The organism is Erwinia wuhanensis (genome assembly GCF_030484085.1).
Classification (GTDB): Bacteria; Pseudomonadota; Gammaproteobacteria; order Enterobacterales; family Enterobacteriaceae; genus Erwinia; species Erwinia aeris.
The window spans coordinates 402,260-425,463 of record NZ_JAUJUH010000001.1 but is presented as its reverse complement, the minus strand read 5'-3'; the positions used below and the strand labels follow the sequence as shown (position 1 = coordinate 425,463).

Below are 23,204 nucleotides of genomic sequence, written 5' to 3'. Positions count from 1 at the left end.
CCTGACTATGACAGTCAGTATGGTAGCGGCATTATTTTCGCTGAGAGAACGCTATGACTAACCACACTTCAAAAGATCCGCTGCATGGCATGACGCTGGAAGCCATTATCAATGCGCTTGTCGCACGCTACGGTTGGGACGAAATGGGCAAACGCGTTAATATCAACTGCTTTAAAAGCGACCCCAGCGTTAAATCCAGCCTGAAGTTTCTGCGTCGTACGCCGTGGGCGCGGGCAGAGGTTGAGGCGTTATATATTGAATCGCTAAGCGATTCTGCCGAACCTGAACCACCTGCCGACAGCCCGTGGGCCAACTGGAAAAGCAAAAAAGAAGAGTAGGCAGCGGCTGCCTTGTTTTGCCTTCCGCATTATCCTGCCGCCGGTCGTATCTGAAAATGTGACCGGTAACGCATCGACACCCCGCTTATTTACATAAAGTTAACATTCTTGATGTAAATTGACTTAAGCGAGGAGATACGGCATGAAGGCCAGTAAAGTTTCAGGGAATCGGTTTACCTGGTTTGTCTGTATGATGGCAGCGCTATCGGGCCTGCTGTTCGGGCTTGATATCGGCGTTATTGCAGGCGCGCTGCCTTTTTTAGCGAAAGATCTGCATATCAGCAATCACGAGCAGGAATGGGTGGTCAGCTCGATGATGTTTGGCGCAGCCATTGGCGCGCTGGCCGCCGGCTGGATGTCCTCGAAGCTGGGACGCAAAAAAAGCATGCTGGCCGGGGCCACGCTGTTTATTATCGGCTCGCTATGGTCGGCGCTTTCGCCGGATGTGGAATCGCTGATATTTTCCCGCGTTCTGCTTGGGCTGGCAGTGGGCGTGGCATCTTATACCGCGCCTCTGTATCTGGCCGAAATTGCGCCGGAACGCATTCGCGGCTCTATGATCTCCATGTATCAACTAATGCTGACCACCGGCATCGTGGTGGCTTATCTTTCCGATACCGCCTTTAGCTATAGCGGCAGCTGGCGCTGGATGCTGGGCGTTATCGCTATCCCGGCGGTGATCCTGTTTATCGGTGTGCTGTTTCTGCCTAACAGCCCACGCTGGCTGGCTTCGCACGGGCGTTTTAACGAGGCGCAGCGCGTGCTGGATCGTCTGCGTAATACCAGCGAGCAGGCGAAGCAGGAGCTGGACGACATCCGGGAAAGCCTGAAGGTTAAACAGCACGGCTGGTCGTTGTTCAGAAACAACGGCAATTTTCGCCGTGCAGTATGGCTGGGGATGTTGTTGCAGCTGATGCAGCAATTTACCGGCATGAACGTGGTGATGTACTACGCGCCGAAAATTTTCGGCATCGCCGGTTTTTCCAGCACCGGCGAGCAAATGTGGGGAACGGTGATCGTCGGCATGGTCAACGTGCTGGCAACCTTAATCGCTATTGGTCTGGTCGACCGTTGGGGACGTAAGCCGATGCTTACGACCAGCTTCCTGGTGATGGCCATTGGTATGGGCGTGCTGGGCACGCTGCTGCATCTGGGCGTTGAAACCGATTTTCGTAAGTACTTTGCAATTGCGATGCTGCTGATCTTTATCGTCGGCTTTGCGATGGCAGCCGGCCCGGTGGTGTGGCTGCTGTGTTCGGAAATCCAGCCGCTGAAAGGCCGCGACTTTGGCATTACCGCCTCCACGACCACTAACTGGGTAGGTAATATGATCGTCGGCGCGACGTTTCTGACCATGCTGGAGAAGTTTGGTAATGCCAATACGTTCTGGTTCTACGCCGCGCTTAACCTGGCGTTTATCCTGCTGACGATATGGCTGGTGCCGGAAACCAAACACGTCACGCTGGAGCATATTGAGCGTAACCTGATGAAAGGCAAAGCGCTGCGGGATATCGGCGCCTGAAAAAGACGGTATCAAAGCCAGCTACGTGAATTCTGCAAGGCTCTGGCCCTGTAGATTTTACGTAGCGCGAGCGATTCAATGGGCAAATAAGCGTTTTTATGGATAAATAATGAGATATCAAGCCCGCTTTATGGAGCAAGCGATAACGGCCGGTGAAGTTAACATAGTTCATATCAATCCGTTTGCCGGACAGGGAAAAAAAGACAGAAGGGTGCTTATTAGTGATAATGGCGCGTCAGTCCTGGTTTTACAGCTTTATATCCGCGCTGATGAAGAAGGTTTTTTGATTTCCAGCGCGTTCTGCGACTTTCTGTGTAATGACCACTCTATAGCGATAATCTGCGGCGACCATCTACACATTATCCCAGGCCATTTCCGTAGTTTCCCGCTTGATGACTACGTTGGACACATTTATGCTGTTCCTGATATTAATTCTGTCAGGCTGCATGAGCATTTCCTTGTCGCTACCTACAGCTATGTTTTTCTGGTTCACCTGACTGAAGGCATTCTCTGGCAATCCGCACGATGCGCAATTGATGGCGTGACGCTGTCAGCAATTGAAAATGATGTGATTGAAGGCGAGGGCGACTGGGATCCGCCGGGAGGCTGGCAGCCGTTCCGGCTTTCACTTAAAACCGGTGAGCCGGTTTGCATGGACTAATAGCAAGGAGCGTACATTGAGAATTCATCACGACAATAAAGCCCAAAGACTTTACCGCCGGGTCAACACGACCACGCGGCATCGCTCGAACCACCCAGGCGCCGAGTATCGCCACGAAAGGAATAAAAAAAAGCTGCCTGCTGAAATGCTGCCGCAGCGCGAATCTATGCACGGCAGGCATCAGCGCGGGCTGGATTATTCCCCGTTGTTTTACTTTCTGCTCAGCAAGCTTGGGCAATGCTGGGATGAGGTGTACAGCGAGGCAAAAAGCCGGTTAGATAAACCCGAGCCCATATTCTGGATGGTGGCGCAGCATGAGCACCAGCAGCGCGAGTATGTTTGCTGCGGCGAGTTTAGCTTTTTCCCTGGCTTGTTTATTGATGAACAGGGAATGCTCCAACAGGTTAATCCGCAAATTTCAGCAGAGGATATCCCGGTAACGTGCCGTTGCTGCACGCATACTTTTCTTGGGGAAGTCGTGCCGTGGCGAGAAGAGTGAGCATTGAATTAAAACGGGTCAGCGTGAAGCGCCTTGCCCGGTAACGTAGCCCGTGTTGCCCCATGATGAAACGCTGCATACGGGCGGCGGATTTGCTCAAAGCCGCGCGGGAACGTCAACTGGGGAACAGGGTACAAAGAGCCGCCTTACGGCGACGATCCACATGACCAGTTTTGGATAAAGCAGGGAATTGATTACGCGAGGAAAGGTAGCCGGACTGTCTGGTACGTCGTTAATTTAACATAATATACATTATGCGTACCAAAATAAAGCTACGTGAAAACTATGACTTACCGGCGGTTCATCCAATACGTTTTGGAAAAATACGATGAAAATCAGCTTGTCGCAAAGCTTAGCTCGCTGCATCAGCCCTGGCGGCTGAAGTCTATCAAATCGTTGCCGATAACCTCTACAGTGCTGTTTAACCCTTGATGGTGTTTGCATGAATAAAATTCTTCCACTGTTCGCTTTAGGCTTTTCCTTTTGCAGTTCCGCTGCTGTAGATTCCGGACCGGGAACATATGTGTGTGATATCCGCATAACCAGTTCCCGAACTGAAACGCTGGTATTACCGGAAGCGGCGCTTGTTCAGGATTATGGCAGCGACTATCAGGTGAAAATGCTTGGTAACGAAGTGGCGTCGCCAGAACTGGCAAGCGTGATGGGCGGAGTCAAACAGCAGGCCACCGTTAACGGGGTGACATTTTTCAGGCGAGCTAAATATGACGATCGCTTTATCATTGAAAACACCAACACGGGCTTCTTTTATCGCCTGAGGCACTGCAAAAAAATGTAGGGCGCCGCCAAAAACAGATAGCGGCGCCCTTTTCTTTCATTAATATCACCCCGTTCATGCCGGTAAACTGCTAGCCGCAACAACATTCCCGGCCATACCGCACGGCGAATGTTCAGGGAGCGAAAATCGCTCTGACGCAGCCGTCTTCCTTGTGCTTGAACATTTCATAGCCGCGCGGCGCGTCTTCCAGCGAGAAACGGTGCGTCGCCATAAACGCCGGATTCAGCTCGTTTTTCGCCACGTGATCCAGCAGCCGATGCATATAGCGCTGGCCATGCTGCTGCGCGGTGCGGATAGTCAGGCTTTTATTGATCATCAGCCCCAGCGGAAATTTATCCATCACGCCATATACGCCAAGAATGGCGATATTGCCGCCTTTGCGACAGGCATAGAGCGCCTGACGCAGCGCCGCGCCGACGTCCGTTTCCAGATGCAGCAGCTGTTTGGTTTTGTCGTATACCTGGCTTAAACCTTCACCTCGCGCCTCCATACCGACCGCATCGATGCAGCTGTCCGGGCCGCGTCCGCCGGTAAGTTCCAGCAGCGCCTCGTGGATATCCACCTGGGTATAATCCAGCGTGATGCTGCCGGCATAGTCGCGCGCCATCGCCAGCCGCTCCGGATAGCGATCGATGCCGATAACCTGATGCGCACCCATCAGCCATGCGCTCTGCTGCGCCATCAGGCCAACGCCGCCACAGCCCCAGACCACCACGGTGTCGCCAGGATGGATATTGCAGAAATCCGCGCCCATATAGCCCGTGGGCGCGGCGTCGGACAGAAACAGCGCCTGCTCATCGGTTACGCCATCCGGGATCACAAAGCAGTCGTTATCGGCAAAAGGTACGCGAACGTATTCGGCATGGGAACCTGCGTAGCCGCCAAAAGCGTGGCTGTAGGCATAAATGCCGCCGGTCGGATGGCCCAGCACCGTCTCGCCTTTTTCCCATTGGGGATGGGTGTTATCGCAGCAGGAAGGCAGCTCATGCTGGCAATACCAGCAGGAACCGCAGGAAATAAAGGAAGGAACCACCACCCGATCGCCACGGCGGATATTTTTCACCGCGCTGCCTACTTCAACCACCTCGCCCATAAATTCATGACCAAGGATATCGCCCTCGCGCATGCTGGGGATCAGCCCGTCGATAACATGCAAATCGGAGCCGCAGGTGGTGGTCAGGATAACGCGAATAATGGCATCGTGAGGATTAAGCAGACCGGGATCCGCCACTGTTTCAACGCTGAGATCGTTAACGCCATTCCAGCAGAGTGCGCGCATTTATTTCTCCTTATCCTGACGTTCGGCATGGCGGCCAGCGGGCTGACCGTTAATCGTAGGGATCTCTCCGGTTTCGGCGAGGCTTTTAAAGCGATGCAGCGCGATGCTGGCAATCTCTTTAGGCAGCAGATCGAAAAAGGTGGTCACTTTTTTACCCAGGGTGCCGCCAGGCGGCGTGAAAGTCAGAGTTAATGCCAGCTCGGTTCCCCATTCGCCGGGCGCCGGCGTCAGCACCAGCTTGCCCTCGTTAGGGATATCAGCGCCTTCCAGCGACTGCCAGGCAATAATCTCACCCGGCTGCGCCTCTACGATACGGCTTTCCCAGGCATATTTTTTCCCGAGCGGGCCATCGATCTGCCAGTGCACATCGCTTTTATTGATCGGCGTGACCTTTGCGAAATGGCTCATAATGCGCGGCAAGGTATCCGGCGCCAGCCAGAGAGCGAAAAGATCGGTGGCGGGAAGTCCTATGGATATCCAGCGGCGGAGCGTCAGTTCTTTAGCGGATTCAGGTAGCGGTTTTCTGGCCAAATGTTCCCCCTGTAAGGTACAAAAAGCGGTGTTCGATGTAGTTGAGTTAAGTTCAGAAAGGCGAATACTGCGAGCGAAATTGCGCTGTGCAGACGCAACAGGCGCCGGGCTATCCCCGGCAGGATTTATTGCTGGCTATTTTGCCAGTGCTGCTCGCAGTGCTCCCTGGCTTCGGCAGGCAGATCGCGCAGGTCCGGCAGGCTGTCGCCAGAGCCGTAACCCATCGCTTCGGTGGCTTCTTTCTGTTCATCCTCTGCGGCAAAGCTGAGCGTCTCATCCAGCTTTTGCCAGCCGCCGTCGTCTTTGCGGTAAATTACCGCATGGGTTGGCGTGCTCTCGTCATCGCCATAAATTTCATATTTCTGCACCGGCGCGTCTTCCGGGCCAAACTGTAGCGTGTCGATCAGAACTGAATCAGCCATCTTGCTTCTCCTCTGTAATTGAAAAGTAAGGGTAGTCTAAAGATTCAGGTGCTGTCAGGCGGATAGCGAAGCGAGGATGGTGGCCAGGCCCTGAGGATAGATAATCTCAGCGGTGGTCTGTAACTCAGCCATGTGCCACCAGCGGTGGTCGCTGATAACACGCTTTTCATTACGACTCCAGCCGTGAGTGCTGATAGCGTGGCTTTGTACCCACACCACGTAAAATTTTTCCAGCGCCCTGACCTTCTCGCCATCCGGCAGCGTCATGACAAAACTTTGTTGCGCGATGCTGCTGCCAATATCGGCACAAACAATCCCGGTTTCTTCCCTCAGTTCTCTGATAGCGGCCTGAGCAAATGATTCGCCCTGCTCAACGCCGCCGCCGGGCGTTGCCCAATAGGTCTGTCCCGCCAGCGCATCCGTTGTATGGCGATATCTGAACAGCAATATCCGTTGGCCTTCATCAAGGATCAAAAGCCGGGCTGCCGGACGAACACGCATTTTTATTTCCTTTCAGATTGGTAAGTCAGGCCGTGGCTGTCCGCAAGTAATTCAAAGACTTCTGATGATGATAAAGGGCCGGCAAGGATCACGCTGATCCAGTGTCCTTTATTCATATGATAAGCGGGCAGAATGCCCTCTTTGAGACGCAGCGAACCGATGTGCTCCGGCCTGACTTTTACATTAAGGATATCTACCCTCTCTTCATGCTCCAGCCCCAGTTTTGTACCGGGCACATTCATAACGATAGCGAACCATTTCTTGCCATTGGCATGACGAAGTACGGCATAACCCGGCTGGTTGCGCCAAAGGTATTCCGGTTCTGACTGAAAGTTTTCCCGAACGTAGCTGAATAATGTCTCTCTTTCCATGACGTCTCCTGCCGCAAGAAAAATCGCCTTTGGATTATGCCCCTGCTGCGGCGGAATGGCGAAGAACTTTGCCATACAAAAGGCCGCTTTCGACACGACCTTGTCACTGATTTATGCAGTATTTTTAATGCCGAGCAGCACCAGGATGCCACCGGCAACAAGCCCTGCCGCAGCCAGCAACAGCGCCGGTTCCAGCGAATGAAACAGCGTCACGCTTAACGACGAAATCAGCGGGCCAATCAGCTGCCCCGTTGCGTAACCGGAAGTCAGTACCGCTACCGTCCGCGCCACGGCACCCTGCGTAACTTCACGCGCCAGCCGCATCGAAAGCTGCATGATGGAAAGAAAACCCAGCCCGGTTAACAGCGTGGCGATAAGCAGCCCTTTCGCGTCATGGAAAAAAACCACGCTGGCGACGCCCGCGCCCTGCACTATCATGGCCGTAGCCAGCGCAGGCTGCGTACGGATACGCGCGGCAAAGGCAATAACCAGCAGCACACCCGCTACCGCCGCCAGCCCGAACAGCGGCCAGAAAAAGGCGGCCTGGTTGCCGACCGTAAAAATAGCGTGCGCCATCTGCGATAAAAACGTTGCCGGCAGAATATAGCCGAAGCCCGCCAGGCTATAGGCCGCCAGCAAAAGCTTCAGGTTGCGGTTTAGCGGCTCGGGTTTTATTTTGCCGTTGGTGGTCGCCAGCGTCTTTGGCAGCCGGGTAAAAATCATCAGGGCGGCAATAGTCGCCACCACGCCGTAAACCAGCCAGGCCTGTGAGGCATGAAAGCCCAGACAGGCCATCGCCCAGGCCAGCACGCCGGTTAAGGTAATCCCCACGCCGGGGCCGGTAAATACCGCCGCCGACAGTTTTGGCGCCTGCTTGCCCGCCAGCACCAGCTGTGTCCAGGAAGTCACGATAATCAGCGCCCACGCGCCGCCCACGCCAGAAACAAAGCGGAACAGGCATTGCAGCATAAAGCTGGAGGTAGCGGCGGAGAGCAGCGTAACCAGCACCGTCGCCATCAGGCCCGTTTTTAAATAAAAGGTATGATGGCGTTTTAATTTACTGACGTGGATGGCGCCCAGCAAATAGCCGATGTAGTTCATCGCCGCCAGGATCCCCGCGCTGGAAAGCGTAAGAAAGCCATCCTTAATCATTAAAGGGATTTGTGGCGTTAAAGAAAAACGACCAATGCCCATCACGGCGACAAGGGTAATGATCCCCGTAAGCATGACGCCGGGCGCGCCGGTATATTGCGAGGCCTGAGTAGACATAATTTTTGCTTTGCTCCTGCGAAATATCTTAATCTGGCGGCCATACTATTTCGCAATCGCTGAATGAAAAATGGGGCGAATTATCCTATGACAGGCAGTCATACCCGGGAACGCAACGAGGATATTAAAAACTTCCTGACGCATCACCGTTCACGGCTTAATCCTGAAGACTATGGTTTTACGCTGCAACAGCGGCGGGTAAAAGGCCTGCGACGAGAAGAAGTGGCGCAGCTCGCCGCCGTCAGCGTCAGCTGGTATACCTGGCTTGAGCAGGGACGCGATATCAGTATTTCGCCCGCCGCGCTGAAGCGGATCGGCAACGTACTGCAGCTTTCCACCACCGAACAGGATTATCTGGACAGGCTGATTTTCGGCGCGAAAAATGCACCGAAACCGGGCGCAATACCGCATGAGGTTAAAGTGATGGCGGACGCGCTGGCGCCGCATCCCGCGTTTATCCGGCGCGCCAATATGGATATTCTCTACTGGAACGAAGCGGCCAGAAGCCAGATTTTTGACTGGTCGACTATCCCCGAAGACGATCGTAACTCGCTGAAGCTGATGTTTATCAGCGACGACTATAAGCAAAAAATCCATCACTGGGAGCTGGCCGCGCAGCATACTATTGCCGCCTTTCGCACCTATTACGCTGCCAGCAACTATGCAGAAGATTTCGGGCGGGTGATTGACGATCTTACCGCCCGCAGCGAGGCGTTCCGGGAGATGTGGCATCGTCAGGACGTCAGCAAGTTCGGCACGGGCAACAAGGCTATTATCGATAGCCAGGGAAAAATCAGTCATTACACCTATAGCGCGCTGGAAGTGGAAAGCGCGCCGGGTATCTTTCTTATCTTTTATCTTTGCCGCGCTTCAGAACAGCCATAACCCTTATTTACAGGGCGTACGCGCCCTCTTCTCTTTCAGTTTTATTGATTAAGAATGGCAAAACTATCGGCTTTCAAACCCGCACCAACGCGCTTATCATTCCTTACATCAAGGCGACATGCCTTTAAATCTGATAATTAAAGTAAGGAACCTTCCATGAAAGCCATCAAAAAATTAGTTGTTTTTACCGCCCTTTCACTGATCTCTTCCGTGAGCTTCGCCCAAAGCGTCACCGCCTGTGCTTCCACCCTGGACGCCGCCGAAGCGCAGATTTCAGCTCAGGCAAAAGCGGCCAACGCCTCTTACCGCATTACCGAAGCCAATTATAACAACGGCGTTCATATGACCGCGGTTCTTTCTGCTAAAGAGTAATAGCCAGCTATGGCCTCCGTTACTGGCGGCGCAACTTCATTGCTGTCCGCCCAAATGTTATGTTATAACATTTAAAAATTACGGGACGGAGGATGGTATGTTGGCGGCAAAAGTAAAAAACGTGGGCCTGGCGCTAGGCGCCCTGCTGATGTGCGGACAGGTTTTTGCACATGGTGCCCACTCGCACGGTAAGCCATTGAGCGAAACCGAACAGAAAGCGGCGGAAGGCGTTTTTAATAACCAGGACGTTAAGGAAAGAAGCCTGACGGACTGGGACGGCGTCTGGCAGTCGGTCTACCCTCTGCTGGACAGCGGCGAGCTTGATCCCGTGCTGCAAAAGAAAGCCGAAAAAGATAAAAGCAAAACCGTTGAGCAGCTTAAAGCGTATTACCGCAAGGGCTATGCCACCGATATCGATACGCTGGCGATTGAAAACGATGTTATCGAGTTTCGTCGCGGCGACCAGGCCAGCAGCTGTCACTATCACTACAAGGGTCATCAGATCCTGACGTATGCTTCGGGAAAAAAAGGCGTTCGCTATCTGTTTGAATGCCGCGACGCCAACAGCAAGGCACCAAAATACGTGCAGTTCAGCGATCACACCATTGCGCCCCGCCAATCGGCTCACTTCCATATTTTTATGGGCAACACCTCTCAGGAAGCGTTGCTGAAGGAAATGGACAACTGGCCTACTTTTTATCCGTGGCAGCTGACCAACGCTCAGGTGGTTGATGAGATGCTGCATCACTAAAAAAACGGCCCGGTTAATACCGGGCCGGATAAATAGTTAGCCGCGAAAAACAGGCAGCCAGCCAAGCCAGCTCAGTGTCCACGCCAGCACGTTCAGCCCGCCAAACAGCATTACAACGACAATGGCTACATTTTGCCTGCCGGCGTGCGTGGTCGCTTCCGGAAACTTCTGCTGCGCTTTTCGCGCCAGCAGCGCAGGCACAATCACCGCCCACAGCGTGGCGAACAGACCGGCAAAGCCAATCGCGGCGATAAAGCCGTTCGGAAACCACAGGGAAGCGCACAGCGCCGGTAAAAACGTCAGACAGGCCGTTTTTAATCGGCCCAGCCGCGTATCCGCCATCTGCAATCGGTCGGCAATAAAATCAAACAGCCCTGCCGTCACGCCAAGAAACGAGCAGATCACCGCGAAGTGCGAGAAGACATCCATCAGCAGCGCCAGCGCGCTGACGTGCAGATAGCGCCGTAAGGCCGCCATCAGCGCCTCGATATCCCCGCCCGCATCGATAATGGCAGGGAAAGAGGCGCGCGGAAGATTGCCCATCGTGCCGGTCAGCCAGAACAGATAGATCACCAGCGACATAAAAGTCCCCAGCATCAGCGCTCGATTTACCTGTTTTTTATCGCCCGCATAGTAGCCGATCAGGCCGCTGATATTGCCGTGATAGCCGAAGGAGGCAAGGCAGAATGGCAGCACCGCCAGCGTATAAGGCCAGTAGGCCTGCCCGGAGGCGCCGCTGTTAGCCAGCGTGGCAATATCCAGCTGCGTCAACAGCCCGCCAAACAGCGTCACCAGCAGCAGGATTTTCGCCAGCACGCAGAAGGTCATCAGTCGGCTGACGCCTTTGGTGCCCAGCCAGACCACTGCCGCCACGCACAGCGTGAGCATGATTTTGGCGTCCGCCACGGAAAGATGCAGACCCGCGCGATTTAAAGAGCTCTGGTAGACCGGCCCGCTGGCGGAGATATAGGCATAGGTAAGAATGCCCAGCACAAACAGAATGCTCAGCCCGTTTACGGCCGCCCAGCCGCGTCCGAGCAAGTCGCGCGTGATGGTATCAAAACCGGCGCCCAGCGGATAATGCTGGCTGGCCTGCACAAACAGTAATCCTGTCAACAACATGCAGACCCAGCTGACCATCAGGATCAGCAATGACCAGCCGTACCAGGCGCCGGCCATGACCACGGGAAGCGTAAACATACCGGCGCCAACCACGGTTCCGCAGATGATCATCGCGCCCCACCATACCGAAGGCCGATGGCGGGCTAACGAACTCTCCCTCATAAGTTTCCTGCTAAATAAATGACGTTAAGCCCGCAATTCTACTGCAAATGCCCCGCTATAACTGTACATAATTCCGCCCGACGGCGAAAAACCGCACGCGGCTGAATTGAGGGGACGATTTTGCCGAGTTTCAGGAACGTTTTGCAAAGGGAGTTGTTATACTGCGGCGCACTATTTGCTTGTGGAAACGGGTTATGAAACGGAAAGAAACAAAGCGGTTTATCGCCGCGCTGGCTGTTGTGCTGGTTATCGCGCTTACCGTGATGTCGAAAGTGATGATCGGCGGCGCGATTGACGAATACCATATTCCTTTACACGACTGGTCAGCGGGCATGCTGGCGCCACAGCTGTTTATGATCGCCGTCTATTCGCTGGTCTTTACCGGCCTGCTGGCTATTCCGCTCTGGTACTGGTTTTTGGGCGAAAATGTTGACTCAACGCGTCATTGAATCGCATTCAACCAAAATAAGATGTTGATTTAAAATATTTTATTTGAGAAGCCAGCGACAACGCGCCATTGAACGTGCGCAGGCTGCCCGCGTCCCGCTTTTTTGCTGCTACGGTTAAAAGACCGCTAACGCAGAATATAAAAAGAGGATCGGGCATGAATAAAATTGCATTGATTACCGGGGCTTCCAACGGGATCGGGCTGGAACTGGCCAGAATTTTTGCGAAAAATGGTTATGACATTGTGGCCGTAGCGCGCAATGAGGAAAAACTGCACAAGGCCTGCGAGGATCTGCGCGGCTACGGCACAAAGATCCACGCACTAAGCGTGGATTTAAGCCGCTATGATGAGATCGAAAAGCTGAAGCAGCGCGTCGATAACGACGGGCTGGCGCTGGATGCGCTGGTTATTAATGCCGGTCAGGGGCTGGGCGGCCGCTTTATTGGCGGCACGGCGCTGGAAAAAGAGCTACAGCTAATCCGCCTTAACGTCGATTCTTACGTTCATATGGCTAAAATTTTCCTGCCTGCGATGATCGAACGTCAAAGCGGCCACGTCCTGATGACCTCTTCCATCTCCGGCACCTCGCCCATCCCTTTTGAGGCGATTTATGGCGCGAGCAAAGCCTTCGTCAATTCCTTCTTCTGGGCCATTCGCAACGAGCTGAAAGGCTCGGGCCTGAATATGACGCTGCTGATGCCCGGCGCGACGGAAACCAACTTCTTTAAGAACGCGGGCCAGGCCAATACTAAAGTCGGTGCCAGTCAGCCGACCAAACCGGCGGAAGTGGCCGAACGCGCCTGGTATGCACTGATGAGTGGTCATGAATATGTTTACGGCAGCGATGAGGCCGAACATGAGGGCGACGTGCTGAACCGCATTCAGAGCGAATCGCAAAAGGCGCAGCGCCACCGCATTATTTCAGAGCCGGATTCGGCGTCACGCTAATCCTTCTGCCTGCCGGTAAAATCGGCAGGCGATGCTTATTTAATAAGCTATACCTTTGTCTTTGTTGAATAAAATTAAATTATGCCGTTATATATCCCCGGTAATTTTCTGACCAAGGGCTTTATCGTTTAATCCGTCTCAACATCAGTATTTCATTCACTTCCCACATTGATACGAGCCGGAAACGTCTCTGTTAACCAGTCGATAAAAACGCGCAGGCGGTGCGTGACGTGGCGATTTTGCGGGTAAACCACATGAAAAGGATAAGGCGCTGGCCGCCACGCCTGCAGGATTTCCTGGAGCTGGCCGGTTCTCAACGCTTCGCAGGCCGCGTAGGTAAACGTCTGTACGATACCCAAGCCGGCCAGCGCTGCCGCCAGATGCGCGTTGCTTTCGTTTACGCCGAGCCGGTACGGCGCTTTGATTTCCATTTTTTCTCCCTGCCGTGCGAAGCGAAACGGAAAAGCCCTGCCGCTGTCCGACGAGAGATAGCTAACCAGCCGATGGCCATTGTTCAGCTCCTGCGGGCTGGCAGGCACGCCGTAGCGCTTCAGATAGCCCGGCGTGGCGCAGGTAATCAGCGTGGCAAAACCAATCTGCCTGGCAACCAGCGATGAATCCGCAAGCGGGCCGCCGCGAATAACGCAGTCCACGCTGTCGCCGATGAGATCGACTGCGCGATCCGATACCCCCAGATCGATACGGATATCCGGATAGCGGGCCATAAATTCAGGCAGCGCCGGGATCAGCACGTCACGGGCCGTAGAGCCGCCAATATCAATACGCAACTGCCCGTGCGGCTGGCCGCGAATAGCGGTAAAAGCGCCGTCAATATCTTCCAAATCCTTCAGGATCCGGGCGGTTTTTTCATAATACTCGCGTCCTTCGGGCGTGACGGTAACGCGACGGGTGGTGCGCTGTAACAGCCTGATACCCAGATGCGCCTCCAGCTGCTGCACCAGTTTACTTAGCGTCGCGTTGGGCATCGAAAGCGAATCCGCCGCGCGGGTAAAATTTCCCGTTTCCACTACGCGGGCAAAAGCCCGTATCGCCATAAGCTGATCCATCTCTTTTGTCCTGATTATTTCCGTACAGGGATAGTTATTTTCATTTTACAGGATTTATCAACAAAAGGCGGAAGGCTACAGTGCCTTCTCACCCGGACAAGCCGGGCCATTATCTGTCCACAGCGGAGAAGAAGATGAATGCACTGAATGGCAAGATCGCATTAGTTACCGGCGGCACATCGGGAATTGGCCTGGCGGCCGCGCATGAACTGGCAGCTCAGGGTGCACGCGTGTTTATTACCGGAAGGCGTCAACCCGAGCTGGACGCGGCCGTCGCCGCCATCGGTACGGCGGCAACGGGCATTCGCGCCGATGCCGCCGTGCTGGCCGATCTGGATAGGGTTTACGCCACTATCGCGGAAAAAGCGGGCCGTCTGGATATTCTGTTCGCCAATGCGGGCGGCGGCGATATGCTGCCGCTGGGCGCCATCACCGAGGCGCATTTTGATCGGATATTTGGCACCAACGTGCGCGGCGTGCTGTTTACCGTGCAAAAAGCGCTGCCGCTGCTGAGCGATGGCGCTTCGGTGATCCTGACCTCCTCCACCACTTCCGTTCAGGGGACGGCCGGCTTCAGCGTCTACAGCGCCAGCAAAGCGGCGGTACGCAACTTTGCACGATCCTGGTCGCTGGATCTGAAAGAACGCGGTATTCGGGTTAACGCCATCAGCCCCGGCCCGGTAAAAACGCCTGGCCTGGGTGGATTAGTCAGTGAAGAGGAGCGCCAGGGATTGTTTGATTATCTGGCGGCTCAGGTGCCGCTGGGGCGCCTGGGCGAAGCGGAAGAGATTGCTAAAGCGGTCGCTTTTCTGGCTTCCGATGCGGCCAGCTTTATCAACGCGAGCGAACTGTTTGTCGATGGCGGTATGGCGCAGGTGTGATAATCAGGCGGCCCGCAGGCCGCCTCTTTCTTATTTCAGCGCGATACGCACTACGCTGTCCTTGCCTTTAGTCGAATCATCTTTGTTGAAATCCTGCTTGAGCGTGACGTAAAGCGTCTGCCCGTCCGGCGAAACCAGCAGGCTGTTCGGGCTGCTGTCGAACGACCAGCTGTTTTTCACCGCATAGCTGGTGGCGTCCAGCTGCAACACCTTTCTGGATTCGCGCTGGCTGATATACAGCTCGTTGCGCTTCGCGTTGAACTTGATGCCCAGCGCGTCGCCTTCGATGCGTTTGATCACTTTGCCGCTGCGCTCGTCGAACACCAGCGTGGTTTTCGCCTTTGAGTTGTCGGTGACGAACAGGCGGCCGGTGGCCGGATCTTCCGCCAGGTTCAGCAGCAGATAAGCTTTGCCATCACCCGCCGTCCAGCGTTTTTCAATTTTCTGCGTGCGCGGGTTGATCACCAGCACTTCGCCGCCGCCGTTAGCCGCATAAAGACGATCGGTCACCGGCGAATAAATAATGCCCGTCACCCACTTGCCGGCGTTCCTGATGGTCTTGCTTAGCTTCAGCGTTTTGGCATCCACCACCCAAATGACGCCCGGATCGCCCACGCCGCCCACGTAAAGCTTCCCTTCGTGCCAGAAAATTTCACGCGCACCGTAAGGCGAACCGTCTTTGCCCTTCTCGCTGAATGCCAGACGTTTCAGCACTTTGCCGCTCTCTGCATCCACCTTAGAAATAGTACCGTCGAGCGAGTTAGTGGTGTAGAACACGCTGCCGTCCGGCTCGACCGCCATACCAAAGTTTTTCAGATCGGTGTGGGTTTCACCGGTGGTTGCCAGCGTGGCGGGATCCAGACGATACAGAATGCCGCCGTTAACGTTTTTAAAAGATTGCGCGCTGGCGACGTAAAGCGCTTTCGGCGTCCAGGCCATTTCATACAGTCCATCGCCCAGCGCGCGCTCGACAGGCTGCGCTTGCGCTTTGGCCGTTGCGGCAGAATTAACGGGCGCTTCTGGTTTTTTTGCCGGGGTCTGACAGGCGGCCAGGCTGAATGCAGCAACGACCGCAAGGGCTGCTTTACGCGGGCTAAAAGATTTCATGCAGGACTCCATCAATGGATAAACGGCCTGATAGCCGATAAAAAGAATGAGAAGCATACGCATTAGCAAAGGAGATGTAAATCTGCGCCATGCGTCAGACGGGATGAAGCGGCACGGCTAATGAGTTTTTCCTGTAAAAATAACAAGTTGTTACACTTTGCCGACAGGTTGTTTAGAGACTACTTAAAAGCAAATACTTATCATTAACATTCTCACTGCGATCTCCCCGCTGCGTGGCGCAGCCGGAGCGCCGTGAACGCACGTCCCACCGGACAATAAAAAGCAGTGGCCTATTGTGAGAATTTTATGTCTTTAAACCTCAGGGGAAACGGTGCGCGAGCGCCGGTATTTATCGTCTCGTTGCTGGCGCTGGCTATCCACGCCCTGCTCACTCCGGCCCTGGCCGAAGAGTCTGCTATGGTCGTTAACGCGGCTTCTGACGACGGCAGCGCCAGCGAACAGCAGGATTACAGCGTTAAAACCACGCGCGCCGGCACAAAAATGCTGATGACGCCGCGCGACGTGCCGCAGTCGCTCAGCGTGGTAACGAAGCAGCGTATGGCGGATCAAAATTTGCAGTCGGTCGGCGACGTACTGGATAACACCACCGGCATCGCCAGCGAGGTTATCGATAGCGAACGCTCCGCTTATTTTTCACGCGGCTTCCAGATCACTAATTTTACCTACGACGATATTCCGACCTCCGTCAGCGATACCTGGAACTTTGGCGATGCGGCGGAAGATACCGCCATCTATGAGCGTATTGAAGTGGTGCGCGGCGCGACTGGCCTGATGACGGGCGCAGGCAGCCCTGCCGCTTCGGTTAATATGGTGCGCAAACATGCCGACAGCAAAACCTTTACCGGCAACGTGTCGGCCAGCTACGGCAGCTGGAACAAGCAGCGCTACGTGGTTGACGCTTCCGGCCCGCTGAGCGAATCCGGCAACGTGCGTGGCCGCGTGGTGGCGGGCTATCAGGATGGCGACAGCTGGCTGGATCGCTACCATAAAACTAAAAAATTTATCTACGGGGTTATCGATGCCGATGTGACCGACAGCACCACGGTTTCGCTCGGCTATGACTATCAGCAGACCCATACCGGCAATCCAACCTGGGGCGGCCTGCCGACCTGGTATAGCAACGGCACGCGCACGCATTACGATCGCAGCACCAGTACGGCGGCGGACTGGACGCGCTATAGCGTAGACTCGCGCAAAGTGTTCGCTAATCTCAGCCATCAGTTCGACAACGGCTGGATCTTCCGCGCCGACGGCACCCATGCGGAAGAAACCTTTAACGACAAGCTGCTTTATTTGCAGCAGTGGCCGGATGAACAAACGGGCGAAGGCACGACTGGCTTCGGCAGCAAGGACAGAGGCAAGCGCAAGCTGGATGCTTTCGATACCTATGCCAGCGGCCCGTTCAGGCTGTTTGGCCGCCAGCACGAGCTGGTGGTGGGCGGAAGCTACAGCCGTCAGCATAATGCGACCTACAGCGCCGACGGCCCTTACGACGAAGGCCAGATCGGCAGCTTCCACGACGGCTGGAACGGCGATGCGGACGAGCCTGCCTGGGGCGACTGGTATCAGAACGCGGACGATATGGTCAGGCAGAAAGCGCTGTACAGCGCCGCCCGCTTCTCGCTGGCCGATCCGCTGTCGCTGATTGTCGGCGCGCGCTATACCCAGTGGAGCACCACCGGCAGCAGCGGCGATGTGAAAAAGAACAACATCACGCCGTACGGCGGGCTGGTGTATGACATTAATGATACCTGGTCAGCCTATGCCAGCTATACCTCGATCTTCCAGCCGCAAACGTATCGCAGCAAAGACGGCGGCTATCTTTCGCCTGTGACCGGTAAAAATTACGAAGCGGGCCTGAAATCCGCCTGGGACGATGGTCGCCTGACCGCCACTTTTGCCCTGTTCCGTATTGAACAGGAGAACGCTGCCGAAGCGGATGGCGACAATTATGTGAACGGCTCCAGCGAACAGGCTTATGTTGCGACCAAAGGCGCAGTGAGCAGAGGCGCGGAATTCGAGCTGAACGGCGCGGTAACGGATAATCTGCAAATGACGTTCGGCGCGACGCGCTTTGTCGCGACGGACTCCACCGGGCGCTACAACAGCCAGATGCCGCAAACCCAGCTGAAGCTGTTTACCCGCTACCGTTTGCCGATGCTGCAGCAGCTGACCGTCGGCGGCGGCGTAAACTGGCAGAACCGCACTTTCCAGGACGTAACCGGCCCGGACGGCGAAACCAAACGGCTTTATCAGGGCAGCTATCCGCTGGCTAACCTGTTTGCCCGCTACCAGGTAACGAAGCAGCTGGCCGTGCAGGCCAACGTCAATAATCTGTTTGATCGCACCGAGTATACCTGGCTAAGCGACTCCGCCGTTTACGGCCAGCCGCGCAACTATGAGGTTAATCTCTCTTATACGTTCTGATTTTTTGGCATATACCCGGCGCGAAGCCGGGTTTTAAATTGGGATTATGACGAATTTCAATCACCGTCAGTTATTTGGTTTTTCCGGTAGACCCATTTCGACGGTTTCAAGGGATTTGAGCATGTAGGGGGTAAAATCGACTTCTTTCCCGTTGACGAGGTTGATCATTGAGCCTGAACCACAGAAAGCAAAATAGCTCTGGTTTTGTATCAGGCAGAACGAGAGATTTTTTTTCACCCCTTTCTTTTTTTCCTGCTGGGGAATATTACGGTTTATTACCGCATAGCCACGGGCATTGACGGACTGGATATTATACAGCTCCACAGGCTGTAATTCGCTCAGGCTTTTAATGCCATAGACTTCAAGAGATCGCTGAGTGCCTTCCTTGCTCAAAATGTACTTTTTCTTTTTCCAAAGCCCTGTTTTTTTTATCAAAATAGACTTTTTCAGCAAGTGATCTGTTTGGCCCGTATCCGTCATGGATTACATCTACAGCATACAGGCAAAGCCAGGCATCCGATTGTGGATATTCTTTGCGTTCAGGAGGATGAAACATTTTTAATGAAATTACTTTGCATCCTGATGTGTCCGCCAAATAATTACTTGATGTGATTTGGTTAAATAAATTTTCATTGAATTTATCCGGATTAACGATCTCCGGGGTGATTTTTCCTGAGGAAAAAAACGGGATTGCCATCAGCAGTAATAATTTTTTCATCAGCCTCTCCTTAGCTGGTCTGATTCGGGTTTTTCGTTGACCGGGTTATTATGGCTGTTCGGGAATTTCTGCTCGGTGAGGACGGCTATCGCGCTGCCGTAGACGCAGCAGCGGGTATCAAAACCATGCAGTTCCTGATATCGTCCGTTATTGATCTGACCGGGCAAATTAACGGCGGCACTGGCCTGCCAGAAGGCCTGGTACGCTCCACGACATCAATTACGGGGATTATCACGTTGTTCTGCCGGAGATAGATCAGTAACTCTTCGGCCAGGAGAATACCTTTATCGGTACGCGTCGACATCGACAGCAGGTGTGTAATACAGTCCTGCTGTATTTTGCCGGTGAACGCCTCTACGCCAAGATAGCGGTACAGTTCGGTTAAATGCTCACGCCGGGTCGTATCCCTGCCGGAAAGATAAGCTGGCCAGAGATCCCCGGTGAGTTTTAGCCTGCTGGCTATATGCTTCAGCAGCACATCAGAGGGTGGGATTTTTTTATCCGGCGCAAAGCCCACATTTTTCAGATAGCAAAGAAGGACGGCAAAACCAAAACGGCTGGCGGGTTTACGGTGAGCACTGATAAGTGCCAGATCATGCTCACTAAAATACGCCATTCGGGTCAGCGTTAACTCATCGTCCGGTAATGCCAGTAATGATTCTCTTTCAGAAAGAGAAAGAATCTGCCTCCTTGCCATATAGTTTTCCTCATAAATTATTCGATACGGTATTTTTAACAAAAATGGTTATCGCATAAGGGTACACCCTGACGCCATAACCAAAACGTGACGGCACACAATGAATGACATAACCTATATGCGATAGATTAAATGCAATAACCTAAATGCGATAATGTGGTGAAAAAAATGTTCATCAGAGCTTATTTAAGGGCATCGACGGAAGATCTGTTTGCCGATAGGGCAAAAGAGATGCTGGAGCAGTTCATTCAGGAACGAGGGCATAAAATAGCCAGTTACTACCGGGAGAACATCAGCGGAACAAAACTTGACCGCCCTGAACTGGGCTGCTTACTGATAGACAGTCACCGCAATGATATTTTACTGGTCGAGCAGATAGACCGCCTGACCCGTCTGAGTAACAGCGACTGGATGACGCTGAAAAAGCAGATAGAACAACACGAGCTGCGGATTGTCAGCCTGGATGTGCCCACCTCATGGCAGGCGCTGTCAGATAAAGACCCTTCGCAGGCTGACCCAATCACCCGCGCCGTGATAGCCGCCATCAATAATATGCTTATCGATCTGATGGCCGCGATGTCGCATAAGGACTGGCTGAGTCGCCGCCAGCGCCAAAAACAGGGAATTGAACGCGCACATACGCTGGGTAAATATCGGGGCAAACAGGCCGATCAGGAGCGTCATCAGAAAGTCCTGTACTACCGGCAGGTCAAGAAACTCAGTATCAGGGAAACAGCGGATGCAACGGGGTACAGTCCTTCGCAAATCTGCCGTATCCAGGCATTGTACCGGCAATCAGAAGCCGAAGATTTTGGTTAAGTCATGATTAAGGTATGATGCGCTGATTTTATAACCATTTTATTCATGAGGGATTATGGCAACGGGATTTTTTCTGTATCACCTGGATAAAACCACCTGCGGGGGGCGGATCCTTTCTGGTGCGTCTGACGACACCTACGAAATCGGTGGCATTGAGCGGCAGCAGGTGCGGGAGGGTGACCCGGTAACCTGCGGGAAGCACGAGGGGCGCTTCCGCGTGTGCGGTGGCATGGGGGACACCTATGAGGTGGGCGGGGAGCTGAAAGAGTGGGCGGGTTCGCTGGACAGCTACAGTTCCTGCCCGTGCCGCGCCCGTTTTATTCCGTCAGTCCAGACGCACACCTACGAGAGCGACTGCAACGCCGGACGGGTAGCCGAACGGGCCGAGACCGCGAGGAAAAAAGCGCAGGAGTCAGAGCCTGAACAGCGAGCGCAGGCCGCGAAGAAGAAACGGGAAATCACGCTGACCATCGGCGTGTTCTTTGATGGCACTGGCAACAATGCGAATAACAGCGGTGATCGTCAGGCCGCCTGTTCCGGTGAACATTACGGGATGAATGATGCAGAATCTACGTCTGCGTTAGAGCAGTGTGTCCGGCTGAATCGCGGGGTCAGCGGCACCGCAGCTGGCAGCTATATCGGCTACTACAGTAACGTGCACTGGCTCCATACGCTTTATAACCCGGAAATAAAAACCGATACAGGGGCAGGCCAGTACGCCATTTATATTGAAGGTATCGGTACGGAAGACGAGGCTGGCGACAGCACTTATGGAATGGGTACTGGCCGGGGCGATACCGGCGTGGTGAGAAAAACCGATAAAGCAGTCGCGGCACTGGCTGCCGGTATTCAGGGCTATTTAGACAGGCACACTGATGCCCGGTCCTGCAAAATCAAAGAGCTGCAATTTGATATTTTCGGCTTCAGCCGGGGAGCGGCGGCGGCGCGCCACTTTGCCAACCGGGTATTCAGCCAGGACCGAGCCATTGTATCGGCGATTAAGGCCGGGCTGGATGGTACTGAATTTTCCGGGACGCCCGGAGGAAAAACCCGCTTTCTGGGGATATTTGATACCGTAGCCGCCATCGGGACACCGGTTAATGGCCTCAATCCGCACAGCGCCGATACCGGAGAAGTGAATCTGGTGCTGCGTCCGGGCGTGGCAGACAAAGTGTTCCACATCACCGCGCAACACGAATGCCGCTTTAACTTCGCACTGAACAGCGTGAAACCGGCGTGGCCGGAACTGGCTTTGCCCGGCGCACACTCTGATATTGGCGGCGGCTATAACCCCGACGAGCACGAAGCCTACTTCCTTACCCGACCGGAGTTTGAAACCGTCCCCCTTTCCACCCCCGACACGGAAACGCGGATTTACCAACAGACCTGTGCGCAGCTTACAGCAATGGACGGCTATCCGGCGATAGCGCCACTGCTGAATGCGGTGGAGGTGAATGTTGATACCTGGCATGACGACAGAATGGCCGCCGACCGTTACGGAACGCTACAGAAACGCAGCGGTGCCGCGCTGGTTATCGACCGTCCGACGCGTAACGACTGGTCGAAGGTGGTGCTACGGGTGATGCTCGATGCGGCACAGGATGCCGGGGTAGAATTTTCCCCTATTTTACCTAAAGACGACAACCTGTCACTCCGGCCAGAGCTGAACAACCTGTGTGAAAAAGCGATTGTAATGGGCCGCGCCATAAGGGGAGGACAGCCTGCCCCCGGCTTTACCACGCCAGAAATTCTAATGCTGGCCGAAAAGTATATTCATTGCTCAGCCAACTGGAACAGCGTGGTGAGAGACGGCCTGGGAGGTATCAGCGGTGCAGTCAAACCAGCGAAGCTGGTGACGTTCACCAACCGGCCAGACGAGCGCTGGCAACGTACAGTTTACGATATGGACGGGAATAAAATATGGAAATAATCCGTGTGGCCTGGTTGTTTCCGTTGCTGATTCTGACGGCCTGTCAGGGGAAATCTTTGTCCGACACCGCCGCCCAAAACGATGAGCCAACAGAGTGGACTTTTGATTTTTTCACACCCAGGGCACTGCCCGCACTGGTGACGTACGCCGTTGTTCAGGATGCCGATGGCAAAGTTTATGAGTTTAATACCCTGAATCGTACATCTGCTCTACCAGACGTTATCGGCGAGTGGAACGACAAAGACCGTGTGTCTGGAGGCTACTGGAATCACGTTAAACGTCCCCCCCGACATATTATTTTTTGCTGGGACTCGATTATCGATAAAAAAGTCTATGAGACCGCACTGACGATCCCTAAACCTGTACTGGAGAAAATGCTCAGGCCGGGTGAGCGCAGAGATTATCGGGGGAGAATAGCGTATTACGACAGAGTGCAAATTGGTCTGGCTCCGGAGGGAAAAGTAGCCGTCTGGTTGCAGGGGATAAGCTCTGAGCCAAATTACCGCGTCATCCCATCAGTCCTGAAAACCGTCTCAGGGGATAAATTAGATATTTGCAAAGGAATAACGCGGTTTTCTAACGGCTATGAGTACGGAAAAGATACCGAGGATTTTATCAAAGGGAAAAAATATCCTTACGGTAGTTGGTAAGCAACCTATT

At 54.1% G+C, this 23,204-nt stretch carries 26 protein-coding genes and 1 pseudogene; 15 read left to right on the top strand and 12 right to left on the bottom strand.

What is annotated here, in order from left to right; genetic code table 11:
- The first annotated feature begins 53 nt into the window (after window positions 1-53).
- The 5 genes from QZH36_RS01940 (at window position 54) to QZH36_RS01920 (ending at window position 3,816) form a co-directional block, all read left to right on the top strand.
- On the top strand, window positions 54-338 hold the full coding sequence (locus tag QZH36_RS01940; protein ID WP_253454085.1) for a VF530 family protein: 285 nt from the start codon (window positions 54-56) through the stop codon (window positions 336-338).
- Window positions 339-480: 142 nt separating this feature from the next.
- On the top strand, window positions 481-1,860 hold the full coding sequence (locus tag QZH36_RS01935) for a sugar porter family MFS transporter (RefSeq protein ID WP_253454083.1): 1,380 nt from the start codon (window positions 481-483) through the stop codon (window positions 1,858-1,860).
- A 109-nt stretch (window positions 1,861-1,969) separates the two neighbouring features.
- Window positions 1,970-2,521, top strand: coding sequence for a hypothetical protein (locus tag QZH36_RS01930; RefSeq protein ID WP_301729534.1), 552 nt, complete (start codon window positions 1,970-1,972; stop codon window positions 2,519-2,521).
- A gap of 16 nt (window positions 2,522-2,537) precedes the next feature.
- Complete coding sequence (locus QZH36_RS01925; protein WP_253460976.1) at window positions 2,538-3,020, top strand: hypothetical protein; 483 nt, start codon at window positions 2,538-2,540, stop codon at window positions 3,018-3,020.
- Between the two features lie 442 nt (window positions 3,021-3,462).
- A complete protein-coding gene (locus QZH36_RS01920; protein WP_301729533.1) occupies window positions 3,463-3,816 on the top strand; it encodes a hypothetical protein in 354 nt (117 codons plus the stop codon).
- A gap of 112 nt (window positions 3,817-3,928) precedes the next feature.
- Here the strand turns inward: QZH36_RS01920 and QZH36_RS01915 are convergent, their stop codons facing one another.
- From QZH36_RS01915 to QZH36_RS01890, 6 genes are all read right to left on the bottom strand, one after another.
- Window positions 3,929-5,095 carry a zinc-dependent alcohol dehydrogenase gene (locus QZH36_RS01915; RefSeq protein ID WP_301729532.1) on the bottom strand — a complete coding sequence of 389 codons (1,167 nt, stop codon included), beginning with the start codon at window positions 5,093-5,095 and terminating at the stop codon, window positions 3,929-3,931.
- On the bottom strand, window positions 5,096-5,626 hold the full coding sequence (locus QZH36_RS01910) for an SRPBCC family protein (RefSeq protein WP_301729531.1): 531 nt from the start codon (window positions 5,624-5,626) through the stop codon (window positions 5,096-5,098).
- A 125-nt stretch (window positions 5,627-5,751) separates the two neighbouring features.
- Entirely contained in the window at window positions 5,752-6,048 is a 297-nt protein-coding gene (locus QZH36_RS01905; RefSeq protein WP_253454074.1) for a hypothetical protein, read from the bottom strand.
- Window positions 6,049-6,102: 54 nt separating this feature from the next.
- On the bottom strand, window positions 6,103-6,549 hold the full coding sequence (locus tag QZH36_RS01900; RefSeq protein ID WP_301729530.1) for an NUDIX hydrolase: 447 nt from the start codon (window positions 6,547-6,549) through the stop codon (window positions 6,103-6,105).
- 2 nt (window positions 6,550-6,551) lie between these two features.
- Window positions 6,552-6,920: an MmcQ/YjbR family DNA-binding protein gene (locus QZH36_RS01895; RefSeq protein WP_301729724.1), complete on the bottom strand. Its 369-nt coding sequence runs from the start codon at window positions 6,918-6,920 to the stop codon at window positions 6,552-6,554.
- A 111-nt stretch (window positions 6,921-7,031) separates the two neighbouring features.
- The gene (locus QZH36_RS01890) at window positions 7,032-8,189 is read right to left on the bottom strand and encodes a YbfB/YjiJ family MFS transporter (RefSeq protein WP_301729529.1); all 1,158 of its coding nucleotides are present in this window, start codon (window positions 8,187-8,189) and stop codon (window positions 7,032-7,034) included.
- A gap of 87 nt (window positions 8,190-8,276) precedes the next feature.
- Between QZH36_RS01890 and QZH36_RS01885 the strand changes: the two genes are divergently transcribed.
- The 3 genes from QZH36_RS01885 to zinT all read left to right on the top strand — a co-directional run bounded on the left by QZH36_RS01885 (window position 8,277) and on the right by zinT (window position 10,197).
- Window positions 8,277-9,074, top strand: coding sequence for a helix-turn-helix transcriptional regulator (locus tag QZH36_RS01885; protein ID WP_301729528.1), 798 nt, complete (start codon window positions 8,277-8,279; stop codon window positions 9,072-9,074).
- Between the two features lie 156 nt (window positions 9,075-9,230).
- A complete protein-coding gene (locus QZH36_RS01880; RefSeq protein WP_253454060.1) occupies window positions 9,231-9,446 on the top strand; it encodes a YdgH/BhsA/McbA family protein in 216 nt (71 codons plus the stop codon).
- 97 nt (window positions 9,447-9,543) lie between these two features.
- The gene (gene zinT / locus QZH36_RS01875) at window positions 9,544-10,197 is read left to right on the top strand and encodes a metal-binding protein ZinT (RefSeq protein WP_370734059.1); all 654 of its coding nucleotides are present in this window, start codon (window positions 9,544-9,546) and stop codon (window positions 10,195-10,197) included.
- A 36-nt stretch (window positions 10,198-10,233) separates the two neighbouring features.
- On the opposite strand, the gene QZH36_RS01870 is transcribed toward zinT, so the two are convergent.
- Window positions 10,234-11,481, bottom strand: coding sequence for an aromatic amino acid transporter (locus QZH36_RS01870; RefSeq protein WP_253454058.1), 1,248 nt, complete (start codon window positions 11,479-11,481; stop codon window positions 10,234-10,236).
- Window positions 11,482-11,675: 194 nt separating this feature from the next.
- Here QZH36_RS01870 and QZH36_RS01865 point away from each other — a divergent pair, with 194 nt between their 5' ends.
- Both QZH36_RS01865 and QZH36_RS01860 read left to right on the top strand, forming a co-directional pair.
- The gene (locus QZH36_RS01865; protein WP_301250770.1) at window positions 11,676-11,930 is read left to right on the top strand and encodes a DUF2534 family protein; all 255 of its coding nucleotides are present in this window, start codon (window positions 11,676-11,678) and stop codon (window positions 11,928-11,930) included.
- Window positions 11,931-12,085: 155 nt separating this feature from the next.
- Entirely contained in the window at window positions 12,086-12,877 is a 792-nt protein-coding gene (locus QZH36_RS01860; RefSeq protein WP_301729527.1) for an SDR family NAD(P)-dependent oxidoreductase, read from the top strand.
- A gap of 152 nt (window positions 12,878-13,029) precedes the next feature.
- On the opposite strand, the gene QZH36_RS01855 is transcribed toward QZH36_RS01860, so the two are convergent.
- Entirely contained in the window at window positions 13,030-13,944 is a 915-nt protein-coding gene (locus QZH36_RS01855; RefSeq protein ID WP_301250768.1) for a LysR family transcriptional regulator, read from the bottom strand.
- A gap of 134 nt (window positions 13,945-14,078) precedes the next feature.
- On the opposite strand from QZH36_RS01855, the gene QZH36_RS01850 reads away from it, so the two are divergent.
- Window positions 14,079-14,825, top strand: coding sequence for an SDR family oxidoreductase (locus QZH36_RS01850; RefSeq protein ID WP_301729526.1), 747 nt, complete (start codon window positions 14,079-14,081; stop codon window positions 14,823-14,825).
- A 30-nt stretch (window positions 14,826-14,855) separates the two neighbouring features.
- On the opposite strand, the gene QZH36_RS01845 is transcribed toward QZH36_RS01850, so the two are convergent.
- Window positions 14,856-15,932, bottom strand: a complete 1,077-nt coding sequence (locus tag QZH36_RS01845) for a YncE family protein (RefSeq protein ID WP_301729525.1) — start codon at window positions 15,930-15,932, stop codon at window positions 14,856-14,858.
- A 306-nt stretch (window positions 15,933-16,238) separates the two neighbouring features.
- On the opposite strand from QZH36_RS01845, the gene fhuE reads away from it, so the two are divergent.
- Entirely contained in the window at window positions 16,239-18,380 is a 2,142-nt protein-coding gene (gene fhuE / locus QZH36_RS01840; RefSeq protein WP_301729524.1) for a ferric-rhodotorulic acid/ferric-coprogen receptor FhuE, read from the top strand.
- Window positions 18,381-18,446: 66 nt separating this feature from the next.
- Here the strand turns inward: fhuE and QZH36_RS01835 are convergent, their stop codons facing one another.
- From QZH36_RS01835 to QZH36_RS01825, 3 genes and pseudogenes are all read right to left on the bottom strand, one after another.
- The gene (locus QZH36_RS01835) at window positions 18,447-18,773 is read right to left on the bottom strand and encodes a hypothetical protein (RefSeq protein WP_301729523.1); all 327 of its coding nucleotides are present in this window, start codon (window positions 18,771-18,773) and stop codon (window positions 18,447-18,449) included.
- Window positions 18,742-19,098, bottom strand: coding sequence for a hypothetical protein (locus QZH36_RS01830; protein WP_301729522.1), 357 nt, complete (start codon window positions 19,096-19,098; stop codon window positions 18,742-18,744). Before QZH36_RS01830 ends, QZH36_RS01835 begins: the two co-directional genes overlap by 32 nt.
- A gap of 199 nt (window positions 19,099-19,297) precedes the next feature.
- Window positions 19,298-19,795, bottom strand: a pseudogene (locus QZH36_RS01825) (DUF4158 domain-containing protein); the annotation flags it as partial.
- A gap of 168 nt (window positions 19,796-19,963) precedes the next feature.
- Here QZH36_RS01825 and QZH36_RS01820 point away from each other — a divergent pair.
- Genes QZH36_RS01820 through QZH36_RS01810 form a run of 3 tightly spaced genes read left to right on the top strand, consistent with a single transcriptional unit; the run spans window position 19,964 to window position 23,194 of the window.
- A complete protein-coding gene (locus QZH36_RS01820) occupies window positions 19,964-20,614 on the top strand; it encodes a recombinase family protein (RefSeq protein ID WP_301729723.1) in 651 nt (216 codons plus the stop codon).
- A gap of 55 nt (window positions 20,615-20,669) precedes the next feature.
- Window positions 20,670-22,544 (top strand): type VI secretion system family protein, encoded by a 1,875-nt coding sequence (locus tag QZH36_RS01815; protein WP_301729521.1) that lies wholly within the window; start codon window positions 20,670-20,672, stop codon window positions 22,542-22,544.
- Window positions 22,535-23,194 carry a DUF2931 family protein gene (locus tag QZH36_RS01810; protein WP_301729520.1) on the top strand — a complete coding sequence of 220 codons (660 nt, stop codon included), beginning with the start codon at window positions 22,535-22,537 and terminating at the stop codon, window positions 23,192-23,194. Before QZH36_RS01815 ends, QZH36_RS01810 begins: the two co-directional genes overlap by 10 nt.
- Window positions 23,195-23,204 lie beyond the last annotated feature (10 nt).